The organism is Clavibacter davisi (genome assembly GCF_052751415.1).
In genome coordinates, this window is sequence record NZ_CP199882.1 from 993876 (window position 1) to 1009744 (window position 15869).

14 protein-coding genes are annotated in these 15869 nt (G+C 73.4%); 10 read left to right on the forward strand and 4 right to left on the reverse strand.

The genetic code is table 11. The features are described 5' to 3' along the window. Window positions 1–137: 137 nt before the first annotated feature. From ACU4ZT_RS04800 to ACU4ZT_RS04810, 3 genes are read left to right on the forward strand one after another with little or no spacing between them, the layout of a single operon-like run. Window positions 138–1064 (forward strand): ABC transporter ATP-binding protein, encoded by a 927-nt coding sequence (locus ACU4ZT_RS04800; RefSeq protein ID WP_063072062.1) that lies wholly within the window; start codon window positions 138–140, stop codon window positions 1062–1064. Beyond that, a complete protein-coding gene (locus ACU4ZT_RS04805) occupies window positions 1061–1948 on the forward strand; it encodes an ABC transporter permease (protein WP_445338163.1) in 888 nt (295 codons plus the stop codon). The genes ACU4ZT_RS04800 and ACU4ZT_RS04805 overlap by 4 nt, the downstream gene beginning before the upstream one ends. Beyond that, a complete protein-coding gene (locus ACU4ZT_RS04810) occupies window positions 1945–2787 on the forward strand; it encodes an ABC transporter permease (RefSeq protein ID WP_081235051.1) in 843 nt (280 codons plus the stop codon). Before ACU4ZT_RS04805 ends, ACU4ZT_RS04810 begins: the two co-directional genes overlap by 4 nt. Here ACU4ZT_RS04810 and ACU4ZT_RS04815 read toward each other — a convergent pair. Then, window positions 2750–4102: an MFS transporter gene (locus ACU4ZT_RS04815; RefSeq protein WP_445338165.1), complete on the reverse strand. Its 1353-nt coding sequence runs from the start codon at window positions 4100–4102 to the stop codon at window positions 2750–2752. The genes ACU4ZT_RS04810 and ACU4ZT_RS04815 overlap by 38 nt on opposite strands. Window positions 4103–4248: 146 nt before the next feature. Here ACU4ZT_RS04815 and ACU4ZT_RS04820 point away from each other — a divergent pair, with 146 nt between their 5' ends. The 7 genes from ACU4ZT_RS04820 to ACU4ZT_RS04850 all read left to right on the forward strand — a co-directional run bounded on the left by ACU4ZT_RS04820 (window position 4249) and on the right by ACU4ZT_RS04850 (window position 12082). After that, window positions 4249–5073, forward strand: coding sequence for a ribokinase (locus tag ACU4ZT_RS04820; protein WP_445338166.1), 825 nt, complete (start codon window positions 4249–4251; stop codon window positions 5071–5073). Window positions 5074–5078: 5 nt separating this feature from the next. Then, window positions 5079–5645 carry a DUF6301 family protein gene (locus ACU4ZT_RS04825; protein WP_445338168.1) on the forward strand — a complete coding sequence of 189 codons (567 nt, stop codon included), beginning with the start codon at window positions 5079–5081 and terminating at the stop codon, window positions 5643–5645. Window positions 5646–5834: 189 nt separating this feature from the next. Next, window positions 5835–7103, forward strand: a complete 1269-nt coding sequence (locus tag ACU4ZT_RS04830; protein WP_270979061.1) for an extracellular solute-binding protein — start codon at window positions 5835–5837, stop codon at window positions 7101–7103. A gap of 3 nt (window positions 7104–7106) precedes the next feature. Then, the gene (locus ACU4ZT_RS04835; RefSeq protein ID WP_107490193.1) at window positions 7107–8048 is read left to right on the forward strand and encodes a carbohydrate ABC transporter permease; all 942 of its coding nucleotides are present in this window, start codon (window positions 7107–7109) and stop codon (window positions 8046–8048) included. Window positions 8049–8059: 11 nt separating this feature from the next. Then, window positions 8060–8971, forward strand: coding sequence for a carbohydrate ABC transporter permease (locus tag ACU4ZT_RS04840; RefSeq protein ID WP_414748222.1), 912 nt, complete (start codon window positions 8060–8062; stop codon window positions 8969–8971). Between the two features lie 32 nt (window positions 8972–9003). Continuing rightward, entirely contained in the window at window positions 9004–10857 is a 1854-nt protein-coding gene (locus ACU4ZT_RS04845; protein ID WP_270979064.1) for a glycoside hydrolase family 3 protein, read from the forward strand. An 88-nt stretch (window positions 10858–10945) separates the two neighbouring features. After that, complete coding sequence (locus tag ACU4ZT_RS04850; RefSeq protein WP_063072048.1) at window positions 10946–12082, forward strand: LacI family DNA-binding transcriptional regulator; 1137 nt, start codon at window positions 10946–10948, stop codon at window positions 12080–12082. Window positions 12083–12210: 128 nt separating this feature from the next. Here the strand turns inward: ACU4ZT_RS04850 and ACU4ZT_RS04855 are convergent, their stop codons facing one another. The 3 genes from ACU4ZT_RS04855 to ACU4ZT_RS04865 form a co-directional block, all read right to left on the reverse strand. Next, window positions 12211–12765, reverse strand: coding sequence for an MOSC domain-containing protein (locus ACU4ZT_RS04855; RefSeq protein ID WP_063072050.1), 555 nt, complete (start codon window positions 12763–12765; stop codon window positions 12211–12213). Window positions 12766–12940: 175 nt separating this feature from the next. Next, complete coding sequence (locus ACU4ZT_RS04860; protein ID WP_414748221.1) at window positions 12941–14347, reverse strand: MFS transporter; 1407 nt, start codon at window positions 14345–14347, stop codon at window positions 12941–12943. 105 nt (window positions 14348–14452) lie between these two features. Further along, on the reverse strand, window positions 14453–15868 hold the full coding sequence (locus ACU4ZT_RS04865) for an MFS transporter (RefSeq protein WP_063072052.1): 1416 nt from the start codon (window positions 15866–15868) through the stop codon (window positions 14453–14455). Between the last annotated feature and the right edge of the window lies 1 nt (window position 15869).

Here is a 15869-nt window from a genome sequence, read left to right on the forward strand (position 1 = left end):
GGCCCGGGATCGGGCGCGTCGCACCGCCTCCAGGACTCTACGCGCCGGGCGCCGGGGGTCCGCCGGGCGGGGGCGGACGCGCGCCGCGCATTCCCGCCCATGGTGGAAAAGCGCTCGGCTCCCTAGGCTTGCTGATCGTGCCCACCCCCGTCATCACCGCCGACCGCCTCGTGAAGAAGTACGGCGACCACGTCGCCGTCGACGGCCTCTCCTTCGAGGTCGCGCCCGGCGAGTCCTTCGGGCTCCTCGGCCCGAACGGCGCCGGCAAGTCCACGACCATGCGCATGATCGGCGCGGTCTCCTCGCGCACGGGCGGCACGCTCGACATCCTCGGGCTCGACCCCGACACGCACGGCCCCGAGATCCGCTCGCAGCTGGGCGTCGTGCCGCAGGCCGACAACCTCGACCTGGAGCTCAAGGCGCGCGACAACCTCATCGTCTACGGCCGCTACTTCGGGCTTCCGCGCAAGCAGGTCGCCGCGCGCGCCGACGAGCTGCTCGAGTTCGCGCAGCTGAGCGACCGCGCGGGCGCCAAGGTCGACGACCTCTCCGGCGGCATGAAGCGGCGCCTCACCATCGCGCGCGCCCTCATCAGCGACCCGCGGATCCTGCTGCTCGACGAGCCGACCACGGGCCTCGACCCGCAGGCCCGCCACATCCTCTGGGACCGCCTCTTCCGCCTCAAGGAGCAGGGCACGACGCTCGTGCTCACGACGCACTACATGGACGAGGCCGAGCAGCTGTGCGACCGGATCGTCGTGGTCGACGAGGGCCGGATCATGGCCGAGGGCTCGCCCGCGTCCCTCATCCGCGACCACTCCAGCCGCGAGGTGCTCGAGGTGCGCTTCGGCTCCGATCGCAACGAGTCCGCGTCGCGCGAGATCGCCGGGTACGGCGACCGCGTGGAGGTGCTGCCCGACCGGGTGCTCGTCTACGCGTCCGACGGCGAGGCCGTGCTCAGCCGGATCCTCGAGCAGGGCCTGAAGCCCATCACCACTCTCGTGCGCCGCTCCAGCCTCGAGGACGTCTTCCTCCGCCTCACGGGACGGAGCCTGGTCGAGTGAGCGTCGTCGACCGCAGCGCCGCCGCCGGGGGAGCGGCCGCCGACGGGCCCCGCGACGGCGCCGACGACCGGGCGCGCGCCCTCGCCGGCGGCGTCCGCCCGCGCCGCTTCGGCGGCTGGTACGCCGCCGAGCACCGCCTGCTCGGGATCCGCGCCTACCTCGGCACGGCCCTCGCCACCGGCATCGCGAGCCCGTACGTCTACCTCTACGCGCTCGGCGTCGGCCTCGCCACGGTCGTCGACCGCGGCACGGGCGCGAACCAGGCGCTCGGCGTCAGCTTCCTGGTGTTCGTCGCGCCCGCGCTCCTCGCGACGAGCGCCATGACGGTCGCGAGCGAGGAGTTCAGCTACCCGATCTTCGGCGGCTTCAAGTGGAACCCCGTGTTCCACGCCATGAACGCGTCGCCGCTCACGCCGGCCCAGATCGTCGACGGCCAGGTGATCGGCGTGGCGATCCGCATGGCGCCCACGTGCATCGCCTACTTCGCGTTCATGCTGCTCTTCGGCGCGGTGCCGCTCGGCACGGGCGTCCTCGCGATCGGCGCCGCCGTGCTCACCGGCATGGCCATCGGCGTGATGCTCATGGCCTACGTCGCGACCCTCACGCAGGACACCGGCCAGATCGCCATGGTGATGCGCTTCGTCATCACGCCGCTGTCGCTGTTCTCGGGCACGTTCTTCCCGCTCACGCAGTTCCCGATCTGGCTGCAGTGGATCGGCTGGATCTCGCCGCTCTGGCACGGCACCGAGCTCGGGCGGGTCGCCACCTACGGGATGCAGGAGCCGCTCTGGCTGACGCTCGCGCACGTCGCGTACCTGCTGCTCTGGCTCGCGGTGGGCTGGGCGCTGTCGCGCCGCGTCGCGACGAGGAGGCTGCGCGCATGACCGGATCCACGATGCCCGCGGACGCCCCCGCACCGGCCGCCCGCCGGAGCCGCGGCGGCCCCCGCGCGCTCTACGCCGGCAACGCTCGCTCGGTCCTCTCCCGCGGCCTGCTCGCCACGCGCAGCACCAACTGGACCGTCGTCCTCTCCGGCTTCTTCGAGCCCGTCTTCTACCTGCTCGCCATGGGCATCGGCCTCGGCTCGCTCGTGGGCGACGTGACCACGAGCACGGGCCAGCCGGTGCCGTACGCCGCCTACATCGCGCCCGCGCTCCTCGCCGTCTCGGCCATGAACGGCGCCGTCTACGACTCCACCTGGAACGTCTTCTTCAAGATGAACCACTCGAAGCTGTACCAGGGCATGCTCGCGACCTCGCTCGGCCCGCTCGACGTGGCCTTCGGCGAGATCTCGCTGGCGCTGCTGCGCGGCGTCGTCTACTCGTCGGGCTTCCTCGTCGTGATGCAGGTGCTCGGCTTGAATCTGTCGTGGTGGGCGATCCTCGCGCTGCCCTCGGTCGTGCTCGTGGCGCTGGCGTTCGCGAGCTTCGGCATGGCGGTGACGAGCTACATGAAGACGTTCCAGCAGATGGACTGGATCAACTTCATCCTGCTGCCCATGTTCCTGTTCTCGGCGACCTTCTACCCGCTGTCGGTCTACCCGGCGTGGATCCAGACGGTCATCCAGGCGCTGCCGCTCTGGCACGCGGTGGAGCTCGTGCGCGGCTTCACGACGGGCGCGATCTCGTTCGCGGTCGTCGGCCACGTGCTCTACTTCGCGGTGATGACCGCCATCGGCCTGGTCTTCACGACGCGGCGGCTGCGGATCCTGTTCCTCGACTGAGGCCGCTCGCCACCAGCCCGAGCCCGGCGCCGCCCATCACCACGGCCGCCGCGGCCATCGCGACCGGGTATGCGGCGGGCTGGGCGTCCGGCGGGAGGAGGGCGAGCACCTGCGCCGTCACGACGGTCGCGAGGAGCGAGGAGGCGGCCAGCACCGTCGACGTGAGCGACGAGACCCGGCCCATGGTGCCGACGGGCGCCTCCGCCTGGAGGATCGGGCCCTGGGAGACGAGGAACACGGCGAAGACGAGGCCCGCGACGCCCATGAGGATCGCCGCGGGCAGGAACGCGCGCACGGTCGAGTAGGCCGCGTAGGTGAGGCCGAGGGCGACGAGCGCGGCCGGCAGCGCGCGCTCGGGACGGAGGCGGGCCACGAGCACGGGCGCCGTGAGGGATCCGACGAGGCCGCCGACCGCGAACATCCCCGTCACCACGCCGTACTCGGCGGCCGTCAGCCCCATCGTGGTGAGGGCGACGAGGGCGAGGGTCGCGTTGTTGACCCCGAGGGTCACGCCGTACGCGGCGAGGCCGGCCACGAGGATCCGGAGGCGCGGCGAGGCCTTCACGATCCGGATCCCGGCGGCCAGCTCCCCGCGGAACCGCGCGCGGGCGTTCGCGACTGCGCCGTGCGTGCCGCCGCCGCCCGCTCCCGCACCCGCTCCCGCCGGATCGCCGACCGCCGCCACGGCCCCGCGCTCCCGCACCGCGAGCACCAGCGCCGCCGACACGAGGAACGAGGCGGCGTCCATCACGATGGCGGGCTCCGGCCCCAGTGCCGCATAGACGGCCGGGCCCGCCATGGCCGAGAGGATCCCCACGCCCGTGCTCGCGAGCAGCGACCGGCCGGCGGCGGCGGCGCGGCGGTCCGCGGGCACGACCACCTGCACGAGGGCGGCGCGCGCCGGGTCGAAGAGCTGGGACGCGCAGCCGATGAGGAACTGGGTGGCGATGACCGTCCCGATCACCACGGGCACGGGTCCGGTCGCGGCGATCACCAGGAGCGGCACGAGCAGGGCGGCGCGCGCGAGGTCGGCCGCGGCCATCACGCGGCGCGCGGGCCAACGGTCGACGAGCACGCCCGCCACCGGCGCGAGCAGGAGCCGCGGCAGGCTCGTCGCCGCGACGACGGCGCCGATGTACAGCGGCAGGGCCGGGTCGCCGGGAGCGAGACCCGTGGCGAGCCACACCGTGACGGTCGCCGCCAGCACGTACTCGCCGAACGCGGAGAGCGCCTGCGCGAGCCAGATCAGCGAGAACGAGCGCGAGATCAGGAGCGGGCGGCGGGGGCCGGGCGCGCGCGGGTCGGGGTCGGGCACGGGCGACCTCCGATCCGTCGTCTCCTCCCCACGGTAGCGGCAGGCGCGTCGGCGCCCGGGCGGTGCCAGCGCGGCGGATCCGCTCGGTACCCTGGCGGGGAGCGCCACCCGGGCGCGTCCGGCCTGGCCGGGGGAGGCAGGTGCCCATGGGCCGCGTCGTGGTGCTCGGATCGCTCAACGTCGACCAGGTGGTGCGTGTCCCGCGGCACCCGCAGCCGGGGGAGACCCTCATGGGATCCGACCCCGAGCGCCTCTGGGGCGGCAAGGGCGCGAACCAGGCCGTCGCGGCGGCCGACGCGGGCGGCGAGGTCGCGATGGTCGGGGCCGTGGGCGACGACGCCGACGGATCCGCGTACCGCGCGCGCCTCGCCGACCGCGGCATCGACGTGTCCGGCCTCGTGACCGTGGAGGGCGCCACGACGGGCCTCGCGGTCATCGCGGTGGACGACGACGGGGAGAACACGATCATCGTCGCGCCCGGCGCCAACGGGCGCGTAGCGTCGGCCCACCTGCATCCGCTCGACGCGCTCGCCGCGGGCGACGTGCTGCTCGCGTCGCTCGAGCTGCCCCTCGACACCGTCGCCGAGGGCGTCCGTCGGGCGCATGCCGCCGGCGCCCGCATCGTGCTCAACCTCGCGCCGTTCGCCGCGCTGCCCGAGGACGTGCTCGCGCTCGCGGATCCCGTGGTCGTCAACGAGCACGAGGCCGGGCTGCTGCGGGAGTCGGGCACGCGCGCGCCCGCGTCGCTGCTCGTCACCCTCGGCGCCGAGGGCGCGATGTGGGGCGACGTCGAGGTGCCCGCGTCGCGGGTCTCCCGCGTCGTCGACACCACGGGCGCGGGCGACGCGTTCTGCGGCGCGCTGGCCTCCGCGCTCGCCGCGGGCGCCGACTGCGAGGGCGCCCTGGTCGTCGCGGCCGACGCGGCCGCGGTCGTCGTGCAGCGGCAGGGCGCGCAGCCGGCGGACGGCTGATCCCCGTGGCCGACGTGGCGCCGGATCCGCACGGGGCGACCGCGGCCGTCGTCGCGTTCATCCTCGCCCTCACGACGCCGCCATGGCCGGATGACGCGGCGGAGGCGGAGCGGATGCTGGCCCGCCTCGGCGTGCATCCGACGGGCGAGGTGGACGCGCACGGGGGCGGCTCCGAGCCGCGCGCCCTGGCCGGCGGCCCCGACACCGTCGACCACGTGTGCCTCGGCACCCACGAGGGCGCGGTCACGAGCACCCACTTCTCCCTGGCGCGCCACGGCGGCCCGCGGGATCCGCTCGTCCGCCGCGAGCACGACGCGCTCGTCGCGGCCCTCACCGCCGCCCTCGGCCCGTCCCGCTCGCCGATCGAGGGCCAGCCGAACCGCGTGGTGTGGGACGTCGGCGAGCTCGAGGTGGGTGTCCAGCTCTTCGACCGCGTCGACAGCAGCGTGATGGCGTGGGTGGAGCACCGCGAGCGGTCGGCGCGCGCGGAGGCGGCCGCCGGCGACGGACCGGTGCTCGACGCGCCGGCCGTCGCGCCCGCGGTCAGACCGGGCGCCGCCGACCCCGCCTGACCGCCCGACATCGGGCCGACAGCGGACAGACAGCGGGCCGACCGCCTCCCGGCTGCGCGGATCGCGGGAGCGCGCACCCCGCGCTTGCCCCCTGCACGGGGTCCATGAGATGCTCGACGCGTTGCGCTTCTTATGCGCATAAGTAGATCATCGGCTCGCGACGCGGGCGTTTCGTTCAAGGAGGAACACGTGAAGACATCCATGCGTCTCGGCGCGGTCGCGACCGTGCTGGCGGCCACCGTCGCGCTGACCGGCTGCGGCCGGTCCGCCGACGAGGGCTCGGGCGCCGCGGCGGCGACGACCCTCGGCTCCGCGCCCGCCACCGGCAAGGTCACGATGTGGGCGATGGGCGCCGAGGGCGAGGCCCTGCCCGCGTTCCTCAAGACCTTCGAGGACGCCAACCCGGGCGTCGAGGTCGACGTCACCGCGATCCCGTGGGACGCGGCGCACAACAAGATCCAGACGGCGATCGCCGGCGGCACGACGCCCGACATCGCCATGATGGGCACGACGTGGATGGCCGACTTCGCCGACGCCCTCACCACCGTGCCGACCGACGTCGACGCGAGCGGCGCCTTCCCGGGATCCCTCGCCACGAACACCGTCAAGGACCGCGCCGCGGGCATCCCCTGGTACGTCGACACCCGCGTGCTCTACTACCGCACCGACCTCGCGGCGAAGGCCGGCTGGACGAAGGCCCCCACCACCTGGGACGAGCTGAAGCAGATGGCGTCCGACATGCAGACGAAGGCGGGCGCTAAGCACGGCATCCGCCTCCCCGCCGGCAACGACGCCTTCCAGGGCACGCTCTGGATGCCGTGGTCGAACGGCGCCGAGATCGCCGACGGTGCGAAGTGGACCCTCGACACCCCCCAGATGCGCGAGGCGTACGAGTACTACGGCAGCTTCTTCGCCGACGGCATCGCCGACCCCGACGTCGACGTGTCCTCGGGCGCGCAGGAGTCGTCGTTCGTCGACGGATCCACCCCCATGCTCATCGAGGGCCCGTTCGAGATCGGCCAGCTGAAGAGCGTCGGCGGCGCGGACTTCGCCTCGAAGTTCACCACCGCGGTGCTGCCGTCCCAGGAGACCTCGGCGTCGTTCAGCGGCGGCGCCAACCTCGTCGTGTTCGACCAGGCGAAGAACCAGGACGCCGCGTGGAAGCTCGCCCGCTGGCTCGGCCAGCCCGAGACGCAGGCGGCCTGGTACGCGGCCACGGGCGACCTGCCCGCGCAGCAGTCCGCGTGGCAGGACCCGGCGCTCCAGGGCGACCCCACCCTCGCCGCGTTCGGCGAGCAGCTGAAGACGGCCAAGTCGGTGCCGGTGAGCACGAACTGGGTCAAGGTGGGATCCGCCGCGGACTCCGCGCTCGAGCGCATCCGCCGCGGCACCGCCAGCGTGCCCGACGCGCTCGCGAAGCTGCAGTCGGACGCCGACTCCATCGGCTCGGCGGAGTAGCCGTTGGCCATCACCGTCACGCGTGCGGCCGGGACCCGTCCCGGCCGCACCCGGTCCCCGCTCGTCGCCCGGCAGCGCCGTCGTCAGGCGCTCGTCGCCTGGGGCTTCTGCCTCCCGTTCGTGGCCGTGTTCGCGGTCTTCATGCTCGTGCCGCTCGTCAGCTCGTTCGCGATGTCGTTCACCGACTTCCGGGCGACCGACATCCGCTCGCCGTTCGCGATCGACTTCGTCGGCCTCGACCAGTACGCGAAGCTCTTCACGGACGCCACGTTCCTCCGCTCCATCGGGGTCACGGCCTTCTTCGTGGTCGTCGGGATCCCGGTGACGATGGTCATCGCGCTCGCGCTGGCCCTCGCGCTCAACTCGGGACGCGGCCGCATTGTCTCGTTCTTCCGGGTCGGGTTCTACGCGCCGGTCGTGACGAGCATCGTCGCGGTGTCGGTCGTGTGGCGCTACATCCTGCTGCCGGACGGGCTGCTCAACACAGCGCTCGCGGGCATCGGGATCACCGGCCCCAACTGGCTCAGCGACACCACGTGGGCGCTGCCCTCGCTCGTCGTGATGGCGGTGTGGCGGAACGTCGGCACGCTCATGATCATCTTCCTGGCCGGCCTCCAGGCCGTGCCCGAGGAGGTGCAGGAGGCGGCCGTGATGGACGGCGCGAGCCCGTGGCGCCGCCTCATCTCCGTCACGCTGCCGCTGCTCCGCCCGACGCTGCTGCTCGGGTCCGTGCTCATCTCGGTCGGCTTCCTGCAGTTCTTCGAGGAGGCGTTCGTGATGACCCGCGGCGGCCCCCTCGACTCCACGCTGTCCGTCGCGTACTACACGTACCGGCAGTTCGGCTTCGGCGAGTACGGCCTCGCCTCCGCGGCGAGCTACGTCCTCTTCCTCGCCATCGCCCTGCTCAGCCTGCTGCAGTTCCGGCTGCTGCGGTCGAAGGACTGAAAGGCCCGCGCATGACCACCACCGCATCCGCCCCCGCCGCCGCGCCCGTCGTCGCCGACGCCGCGACCGGCACCTCGCCCCGCCGCCCCCGGCGCCGCACCGACCGCGGGCGTCGCGCGCGCGCGATCCTCTACCTCGTCCTCGCCGCCGCGCTCTGCGTCTGGCTGATCCCGTTCGTCTGGATGGCGCTCGGCAGCGTGAAGACGCAGGGCGAGATCCTGCAGCGCCCGCCCACGTGGTGGCCGGCGGATCCCGTCGCCGACAACTTCGCGCAGTGGTTCGGGCCGCTGCACTTCGGCACGTTCTTCTCCAACAGCCTCGTCGTCGCGCTCATCACGGTGCTCGGCAACCTCGTGTTCTGCTCGATGGTCGGCTACGCGCTCGCGAAGATGGAGTTCCCCGGCAAGCGGCTCCTGTTCCTCACCGTGATGGTGACGCTCATGGTGCCGGGCGTCGTCACGTTCGTGCCGCTGTTCGTCATGGTCTCGGGGCTCGGCCTCGTGAACACGTACGCGGCGCTCATCCTCCCGTTCATCACGGCGCCCATCGGGGTGTTCCTCATGCGGCAGTTCATGCTCGGGATCCCCGAGGCGCTCATCGAGGCCGCCCGGCTCGACGGCGCGGGCGAGTTCCGCATCTTCGCCCGCATCGTGATGCCGCTGTGCGGGCCGCCGCTCGCGACCCTCGGCATCCTCACGTTCCTCGCCTCGTGGAACAACTTCCTCTGGCCGCTCGTCGCGGCGCAGAGCGAGCAGATGTACACGCTGCCCATCGCGCTGTCGCTGTACTCGACCGGGCAGAACGCGACCGACTACGGCCTGCTGCTCGCGGGATCCGTGCTCGTGATCGCGCCGATCCTCGCCCTGTTCGTGGTGCTGCAGCGCCACTTCATCCAGGGCGTCGCGACCGCCGGCCTCAAGTGACCCCCTCCCGCCTCCGACCGATGGAGACCCCCATGCCCCGCACGCAGCTCACCGCCCCGGACGGCACGCCGTTCCGCGACCTCGACGGCGACGGGGTGATGGCGCCCTACGAGGATCCGCGCCGGAGCCCCGAGGAGCGCACGGCCGACCTGGTGGGGCGCCTGAGCCTCGCCGAGAAGGCCGGCCTCATGTTCCAGACGGTGATCGAGGTCGGCGCCGACGGCGAGCTGAAGGAGGAGCCGGGCGCGATCTCCAAGTCCGGCACCACCGAGGTCGTGGTCGGCAAGGGCATGAACCACTTCAACGTGCACGAGATCCGCACCGCCCGGCAGGCGGCGCGCTGGAGCAACCGGCTGCAGGAGCTGGCGGAGTCGACGCCGCACGGCATCCCGGTGACCATCAGCACGGATCCGCGGCACGCCTTCGTCGAGAACGTCGGCGTCGCGTTCTCGGCGGGCCCGTTCTCGCAGTGGCCGGAGGCGCTGGGGCTCGCCGCGCTCGACGACGTCGACGCCATCCGCGCGTTCGCCGAGACCGCGCGGCAGGAGTACGTCGCGGTGGGGATCCGGGCGGCGCTGCACCCGCAGATCGACCTCGCCACCGAGCCGCGCTGGGGGCGCCAGGCGCAGTCGCTCGGGCACGACGCCGACCGGGTGGCCGAGTTCACGGCCGCGTACATCCGCGGCTTCCAGGGCGAGGAGCTCGGATCCGCGAGCGTCGCCTGCACCACCAAGCACTTCCCGGGCGGCGGACCGCAGAAGGACGGCGAGGACGCGCACTTCCCCTACGGCCGCGAGCAGGTCTACCCGGGCGGCATGTTCGACTACCACCTGCGCCCCTTCCGCGAGGCGATCGCCCGCGGGACGGCCGCGATGATGCCCTACTACGGCATGCCCGAGGGGCTCGTGCGCGACGGCGAGGAGATCGAGCCCGTGGGCTTCGGGTTCAACCGGCAGGTCATCACGGGGATCCTCCGCGAGGAGCTCGGCTACGACGGCGTCGTGGTCACCGACTGGGAGCTCGTGAACGACAACCACGTGGGCGACCAGGTGCTCCCGGCGCGCGCCTGGGGCGTCGAGGAGCTGACGCCGCACGAGCGGATGCAGCGCATCATCGACGCCGGCTGCGACCAGTTCGGCGGCGAGGAGTGCGTGGACGTGCTGCTCGACCTCGTCGCGGACGGCCGGGTGACGGAGGCGCGCATCGACGAGTCGGTGCGGCGCCTGCTGCTCGTGAAGTTCCGCCTCGGGCTCTTCGACGACCCGTTCGTGGACGAGGACCAGGCCGAGCGCATCGTCGGCCGGGCCGACTTCCGCGAGCTCGGCTTCCGCGCGCAGGCCGCGTCCGTCACGGTGCTCGAGAACCGGGAGGTGGAGGGGCGCCCGGTGCTCCCGCTCCCGGTGGACGGGCCCCGGCTGCGCGTGCACGTCGAGGGCATGCGGCCGGAGGCGCTCGACGGCTGGGCGGATGCGGCGGCCGGTCCCGAGGACGCCGACCTCGCGATCGTGCGGCTCGGCGCGCCCTTCGAGCCGCGCTCCGACCTCTTCCTCGAGGCGTGGTTCCACCAGGGGTCGCTCGACTTCCCACCCGGGCTCGTGCACCGGCTGCGGCGCATCGCCGACCGCTGCCCGCTCGTGGTGGTGGTGGACCTCGATCGGCCGGCGATCATGACGCCGCTCGTGCCGTTCGTCTCCGCGCTCGCCGTGGCCTACGGCAGCTCGGACGCGGCCGTCGTCGCGGCGCTCACCGGACGCATCGCGCCCGAGGGGCGGCTGCCGGTGGAGATCCCGCGGTCGATGGACGCGGTGCGCGCCTCGCGCGCGGACGTGCCCTCCGACTCCGGGGACCCCGTCTACCCGCTGCACCACGGCATCCGCATCCTCTGATCCCGACGGACGGGCGCGGCGATCCGGGCGGTCCGGTTCGCCCGCCTCCGTCGCGCTCGCCTACGCTTCCAGGAGAGAGGACGGTCGCATGAGCCCCCGGCGCCCCACGGTCTACGACGTCGCGGAACGCGCGAAGGTGTCCATCGCGACCGTGTCGTTCGCCTTCAGCCGGCCCGACCAGATCAGCGTCGCCACGCGCGAGCGCGTGCTCGAGACGGCGCGCGAGCTCGGCTACGTGCCGAGCGCGTCCGCCCGGGGACTGGCCCGGGGCCGCACGGGCGCGCTGGGGCTGCACTCCTTCGACCTCCTCATCGACCGGCCGCTGCAGCGCGAGCCCGCGACGCCGGCGGCCGACGACGCGCCGGCCGCGCGGGAGCCGTTCGCGCCCGGCCGCACCTTCATCCCCTGGGACGAGGCGGGCGAGATCGCGGCGGATCCCCGGGCCTTCCCGCTCTACGTCGACGAGGTCCGGCGCGGCTTCGAGCTCGAGTGCCGCGCGCACGACCGGCCCGTGATGCTCAGCCGCGGGAGCGACACCACCACCGCGGTCGCGGAGTCGGCCGGCCGCGTCGACGGCCTCGCGATCTTCCCCGGCCCGTCGGCGGCCGCGTCGCTGAAGCGGGTCTCGCTCCGCATGCCGATCGTGCTGTTCAGCTACCCGCCGGCCGACGACGGCCACCACCGGGTCACGTCCGACAACGCCGGGGGAGCGCGCGAGCTGGTGCGCCACCTGGTCGTCGATCACGGCATCACGGACACCGGCTTCGTGGGCGCCACGAGCGTCGGCGACTACCGGGAGCGGTTCGAGGGCTACCGGGAGGCGCTCGCGGAGCACGGGATCGAAGCGCCGGCCGAGGTTCTCGACGACACCGTGCTCGGCGAGGGATCCGGGTTCGCCGGGGTGGTCGCCGCCCTCCGCGCGGGCCGCCTGCCGCGCGCGCTCGTGTGCGCCAGCGACCAGCTCGCGCTCGCCCTCGTCGACCTGCTGCGGGCGGAGGGCGTGGCCGTGCCGGGAGACGTGGTCGTCACCGGCTTCGACGGGATCCTCGCGGGGCTGCTCTCCTCGCCGCGGCTCACGACCGTGCGGCAGCCGATGGAGGCGATGGGGCGCGCGGCCGCCCGCATCCTCATCGACACGACGAGCGCTCCGAACGCGTCCGATCCCGTCGCGCTGCGCCTCGGCACGAAGCTCGTGGTGCGCGAGAGCTGCGGCTGCCGGGGCTGACGCACCCGTGGCGACCGTGGATGTCCGCGCCCCGACGCCGTCCGCGCCGCGGGACGACGCCTGACCCGGGTCCGTCGGCCGCCGTCGACGCGGGGCGCCCGCGACCGCGGCACGGTCGGCGCCCGCGTTCAGACGGGCCGCAGCGCCCGGTGCTCGCCCGCGGGCAGCTCGACGCGCACGGCGTCGTGGGGGAGGACCTCGCCGCCGGTGACCACGACCGCCATCACACCGGACTTCCGCACGACGTTCCCGTGGGCGTCGCGCCCGAGGACGGCCTTCATCGTGCCCGCGCCGAGCCCGTCGATCTGGATGCAGGGGTTCCGGAGGCCCGTGACCTCCACCACCGCCTCGGCGCCCAGGTGCAGGCGCGTGCCGAGGGGCAGGTCGAGCAGCGGGACGCCCGCCGTGGTCACGTTCTCGCCGAGGTCGCCCGGCGCGACCGCAAAGCCCTGCTCGGCGAGCTCCGCGTGCAGCTCGGAGTGGACGAGGTGCACCTGGCGGAGGTTCGGCGCGTCCGGGTCGCGGCGCTTCCGCGAGAGGTGCTGCACCGTGGTGCCGGCGTGCGCGTCGCCCTCCACGCCGAGGCCGGCGAGGAGCGTGATCGAGGGGCGGAGGGGCTTGGAGAAGCGGTGCTGGTCGTCGCGCGCGACGGCGACGACCCGGGGCGCGGGGGACGGCTGCATGGGAGCGACGATATCGGCGCGGCGCGGATCCGGCGAGCCCGGTCGCGGGATCCGCCCGCGCGGGGCTCCCGCGGGGGCGCGCGGCCCGCTGGGTTCCGAGGCGGGGCGGAGGCGATCCGTCGGGCCTGATGAGCCCGTCGGTCCGCCTCCGCCCGCGTGGGTGGAACGCCTCCGGTCAGACCGCGTGGGCTCCGGCCGCAGGGCGCGTCTCGCCGTGCTCGCGCAGCACGAGGAGGGCCACGAACGAGATGGCCGAGGCGATGCTGAGGTAGACGCCGACGAGCATGACGCCGCCGCCTCCGACATCCCACAGCCAGGTGGCGATGAAGGGCGCCACGGCGCCGCCGACGATGCCCGCGAGGCTGAACGCGAGGGACGCGCCCGTGTAGCGGACGTCGGTGGCGAACATGGCCGGCAGCAGGGATCCGACCGCACCGTAGGCGAGGCCGATGAGCACGAACCCGAGGATGACGAACGTGAGCGTGCCCGGCAGGCCCGCGGCGAGCAGCGGGTCCATCAGGAGGCCGAACACGACCATGCCGAGCGCGCTCCGGAGGACGACCGGGCGCGCGCCCATGCGCCCGGCGAGGACGCCGGAGACCACGATGGCGGCGGCGAAGAACACGACGCCCACGAGGAGCATGAGCAGGAAGTCGGTGCGTGCGAAGCCGAGGCCCGCGTGGAACGTGGACGCGTCGAACGGCTTGCCCGCCTTGGTGGCGGCGGCCTCCGCGGCCTCGGCCGTGAGCGGTGACGTGGCGTAGGTGACCGCGAACGTGGTCATCAGGTAGAACAGCGTGAACGTGGCGAGCAGGGCGAACGCCCCGAGGAGCAGCCCGCGCCAGCCCGTGCGGATGGTGCGACCGAGCGGCAGCCTGGAGGTCTCGCCGCGGTCGAGCACGGACTGGAACTCGGGCGCCTCGACGAGCTTGACGCGCACGTAGAGGCCCACGAGCACGAGGACCGCGCTCGCGATGAACGGGACGCGCCAGCCCCAGGCCTGGAGGTCGGCCGGGGAGAGCGTGAGCGACAGCACGAGGAACAGGCCGTTCGCGAGGATGAAGCCGACGGGCGCGCCGAGCTGCGGGAACGTGCCGAAGATGGCGCGCTTGCCGGCCGGCGCGTTCTCGGTGGCGAGGAGCGCGGCACCGCCCCACTCGCCGCCGAGGCCGAGGCCCTGGACGAAGCGGAGCACCGCGAGGGCCGCGGGTGCCGCGATCTCCCAGCCCGGCGTGAGGCCGCTCGGGAGGCACCCGATGAGCACGGTCGCGATGCCCATGGTGAGCAGCGACGCGACGAGCGTGCGGGTGCGGCCGAAGCGGTCGCCGAAGTGGCCGAAGAGCACGGACCCGATGGGCCGGGCGAAGAAGGCGACGCCGAACACGGCGAGCGACTGCAGCTGCGCGACCGTGGGGTCGGCGTTCGCGAAGAACAGCGCGGGGAACACGAGCACGGCGGCGGTCGCGTAGACGTAGAAGTCGAAGAACTCGATGGAGGTGCCGACGAGGCTCGCGACCAGCACGCGCGAGCGCGGGTTGACGGGGGCGGCGAGGGGCGGGGCGGTGGCAGGGGCAGCGGACATGGCGGTGGCTTCCGTCGGTAGGGGCGGGGAGACGCCACGGATCGTGGCGCGCCGACGGTACCGGTGCTCCCCGCCCCTCCGTGCGGACGGTTCACATGACCGGAGTCAACTGACGTTCCCCGCGTAGTCGGCGTCGCGCGTCTCGCGGCTGATGACGAGCGCCACGAGGGTGATCGCCGCCATCGCGCTGAGGTACACGCCGACGAGCAGCACGTTCCCGTCGAGCAGCTGCCAGAGCGCCACGGCGATGAAGGGCGCGACCGCGGCGCCGAGGATGCTCGCGACGTTGTAGCTGATCGCGGATCCCGTGTAGCGCACGTTCGTCGGGAAGAGCTCCGGCAGCACCGCGCCCATGGGCCCGAACGTGAGGCCCATGAGCGTGAAGCCGATGATGAGCAGCGCCATGGTGCCGACGAAGCCGCCCGCGAACAGCGGCACGAACAGCAGGCCGAACACGAGGATCCCGAGGGTCGTCGCGATGAGCATCTTGCGGCGGCCGTACCTCTCCGCGAGCGGACCCGAGACCATCGTGAAGACCCCGAAGAACACGACGCCCACGATGAGCATGAGCAGGAAGTCGTTGCGCGCGTAGCCGAGGCCCGCGGCGAACGTGTCGGCGTTGAAGGGCTTGCCGGCGGCGGTCGCGGCGGCCTCGGCGGTGGCGGCGTCGCGCGCGGTGGTGCCGTAGGTGAGGGTGAACGTCGTCATCAGGTAGAAGAGCGTGTACGTCGCCAGCATGATGAAGGTGCCGAGGATCAGCGGGCGCCAGCTCGTGACGAACACGCGCGCGACGGGCAGCTTGGCGACCTCGCCGGAGTCGACGACCTTCTGGAACGCCGGCGTCTCGATGAGCTTGAGGCGCACGTAGAGGCCCACGATCACGAGCACGGCGCTCGCGAGGAACGGCACGCGCCAGCCCCACGACTGGAACTGCTCGGGGGTGAGTCCGAGGCTCAGCGCGAGGAACACCCCGTTGGCGACGATGAAGCCGATGGGCGCGCCGAGCTGCGGGAACGTGCCGTAGATGGCGCGCTTCCCTGCGGGCGCGTTCTCGGTCGCGAGCAGCGCGGCGCCGCTCCACTCGCCGCCGAGGCCGAGGCCCTGGCCGAAGCGCATGATCACGAGGAGCGCGGGCGCCGCGACCTCCCAGCCGGGCGTGAGCGCGGTGGGCAGGCAGCCGATCAGCACGGTCGCGATGCCCATGGTGAGCAGCGACGCGACGAGCGTGCCCTTCCGGCCGATGCGGTCGCCGAAGTGGCCGAAGAGGATGGATCCGATGGGCCGGGCGATGAACGCGACGCCGAACACGGCGAACGACGCGAGCTGCGCGACGGTCGGGTCGTCGTTCGCGAAGAAGAGCGCGGGGAAGACGAGCACGGCGGCGGTCGCGTAGACGTAGAAGTCGTAGAACTCGATCGACGTGCCGATGAGGCTCGCGATGATGACGCGCGAGCGCGAGTTCCCGGCGGGCGGGGTGGATGCGGTGGTGGCGGCGGTGCGGGCCGCGGGGGTCGTGGACATG

Coding starts and splice junctions, on each gene's coding strand:
- ACU4ZT_RS04840 (WP_414748222.1), top strand. CDS start 8,060: ATGACCACCACCGCATCCGCCCCCGCCGCCGCGCCCGTCGTCGCCGAC.
- ACU4ZT_RS04820 (WP_445338166.1), top strand. CDS start 4,249: ATGGGCCGCGTCGTGGTGCTCGGATCGCTCAACGTCGACCAGGTGGTG.
- ACU4ZT_RS04850 (WP_063072048.1), top strand. CDS start 10,946: ATGAGCCCCCGGCGCCCCACGGTCTACGACGTCGCGGAACGCGCGAAG.
- ACU4ZT_RS04810 (WP_081235051.1), top strand. CDS start 1,945: ATGACCGGATCCACGATGCCCGCGGACGCCCCCGCACCGGCCGCCCGC.
- ACU4ZT_RS04855 (WP_063072050.1), bottom strand. CDS start 12,765: ATGCAGCCGTCCCCCGCGCCCCGGGTCGTCGCCGTCGCGCGCGACGAC.
- ACU4ZT_RS04845 (WP_270979064.1), top strand. CDS start 9,004: ATGCCCCGCACGCAGCTCACCGCCCCGGACGGCACGCCGTTCCGCGAC.
- ACU4ZT_RS04860 (WP_414748221.1), bottom strand. CDS start 14,347: ATGTCCGCTGCCCCTGCCACCGCCCCGCCCCTCGCCGCCCCCGTCAAC.
- ACU4ZT_RS04865 (WP_063072052.1), bottom strand. CDS start 15,868: ATGTCCACGACCCCCGCGGCCCGCACCGCCGCCACCACCGCATCCACC.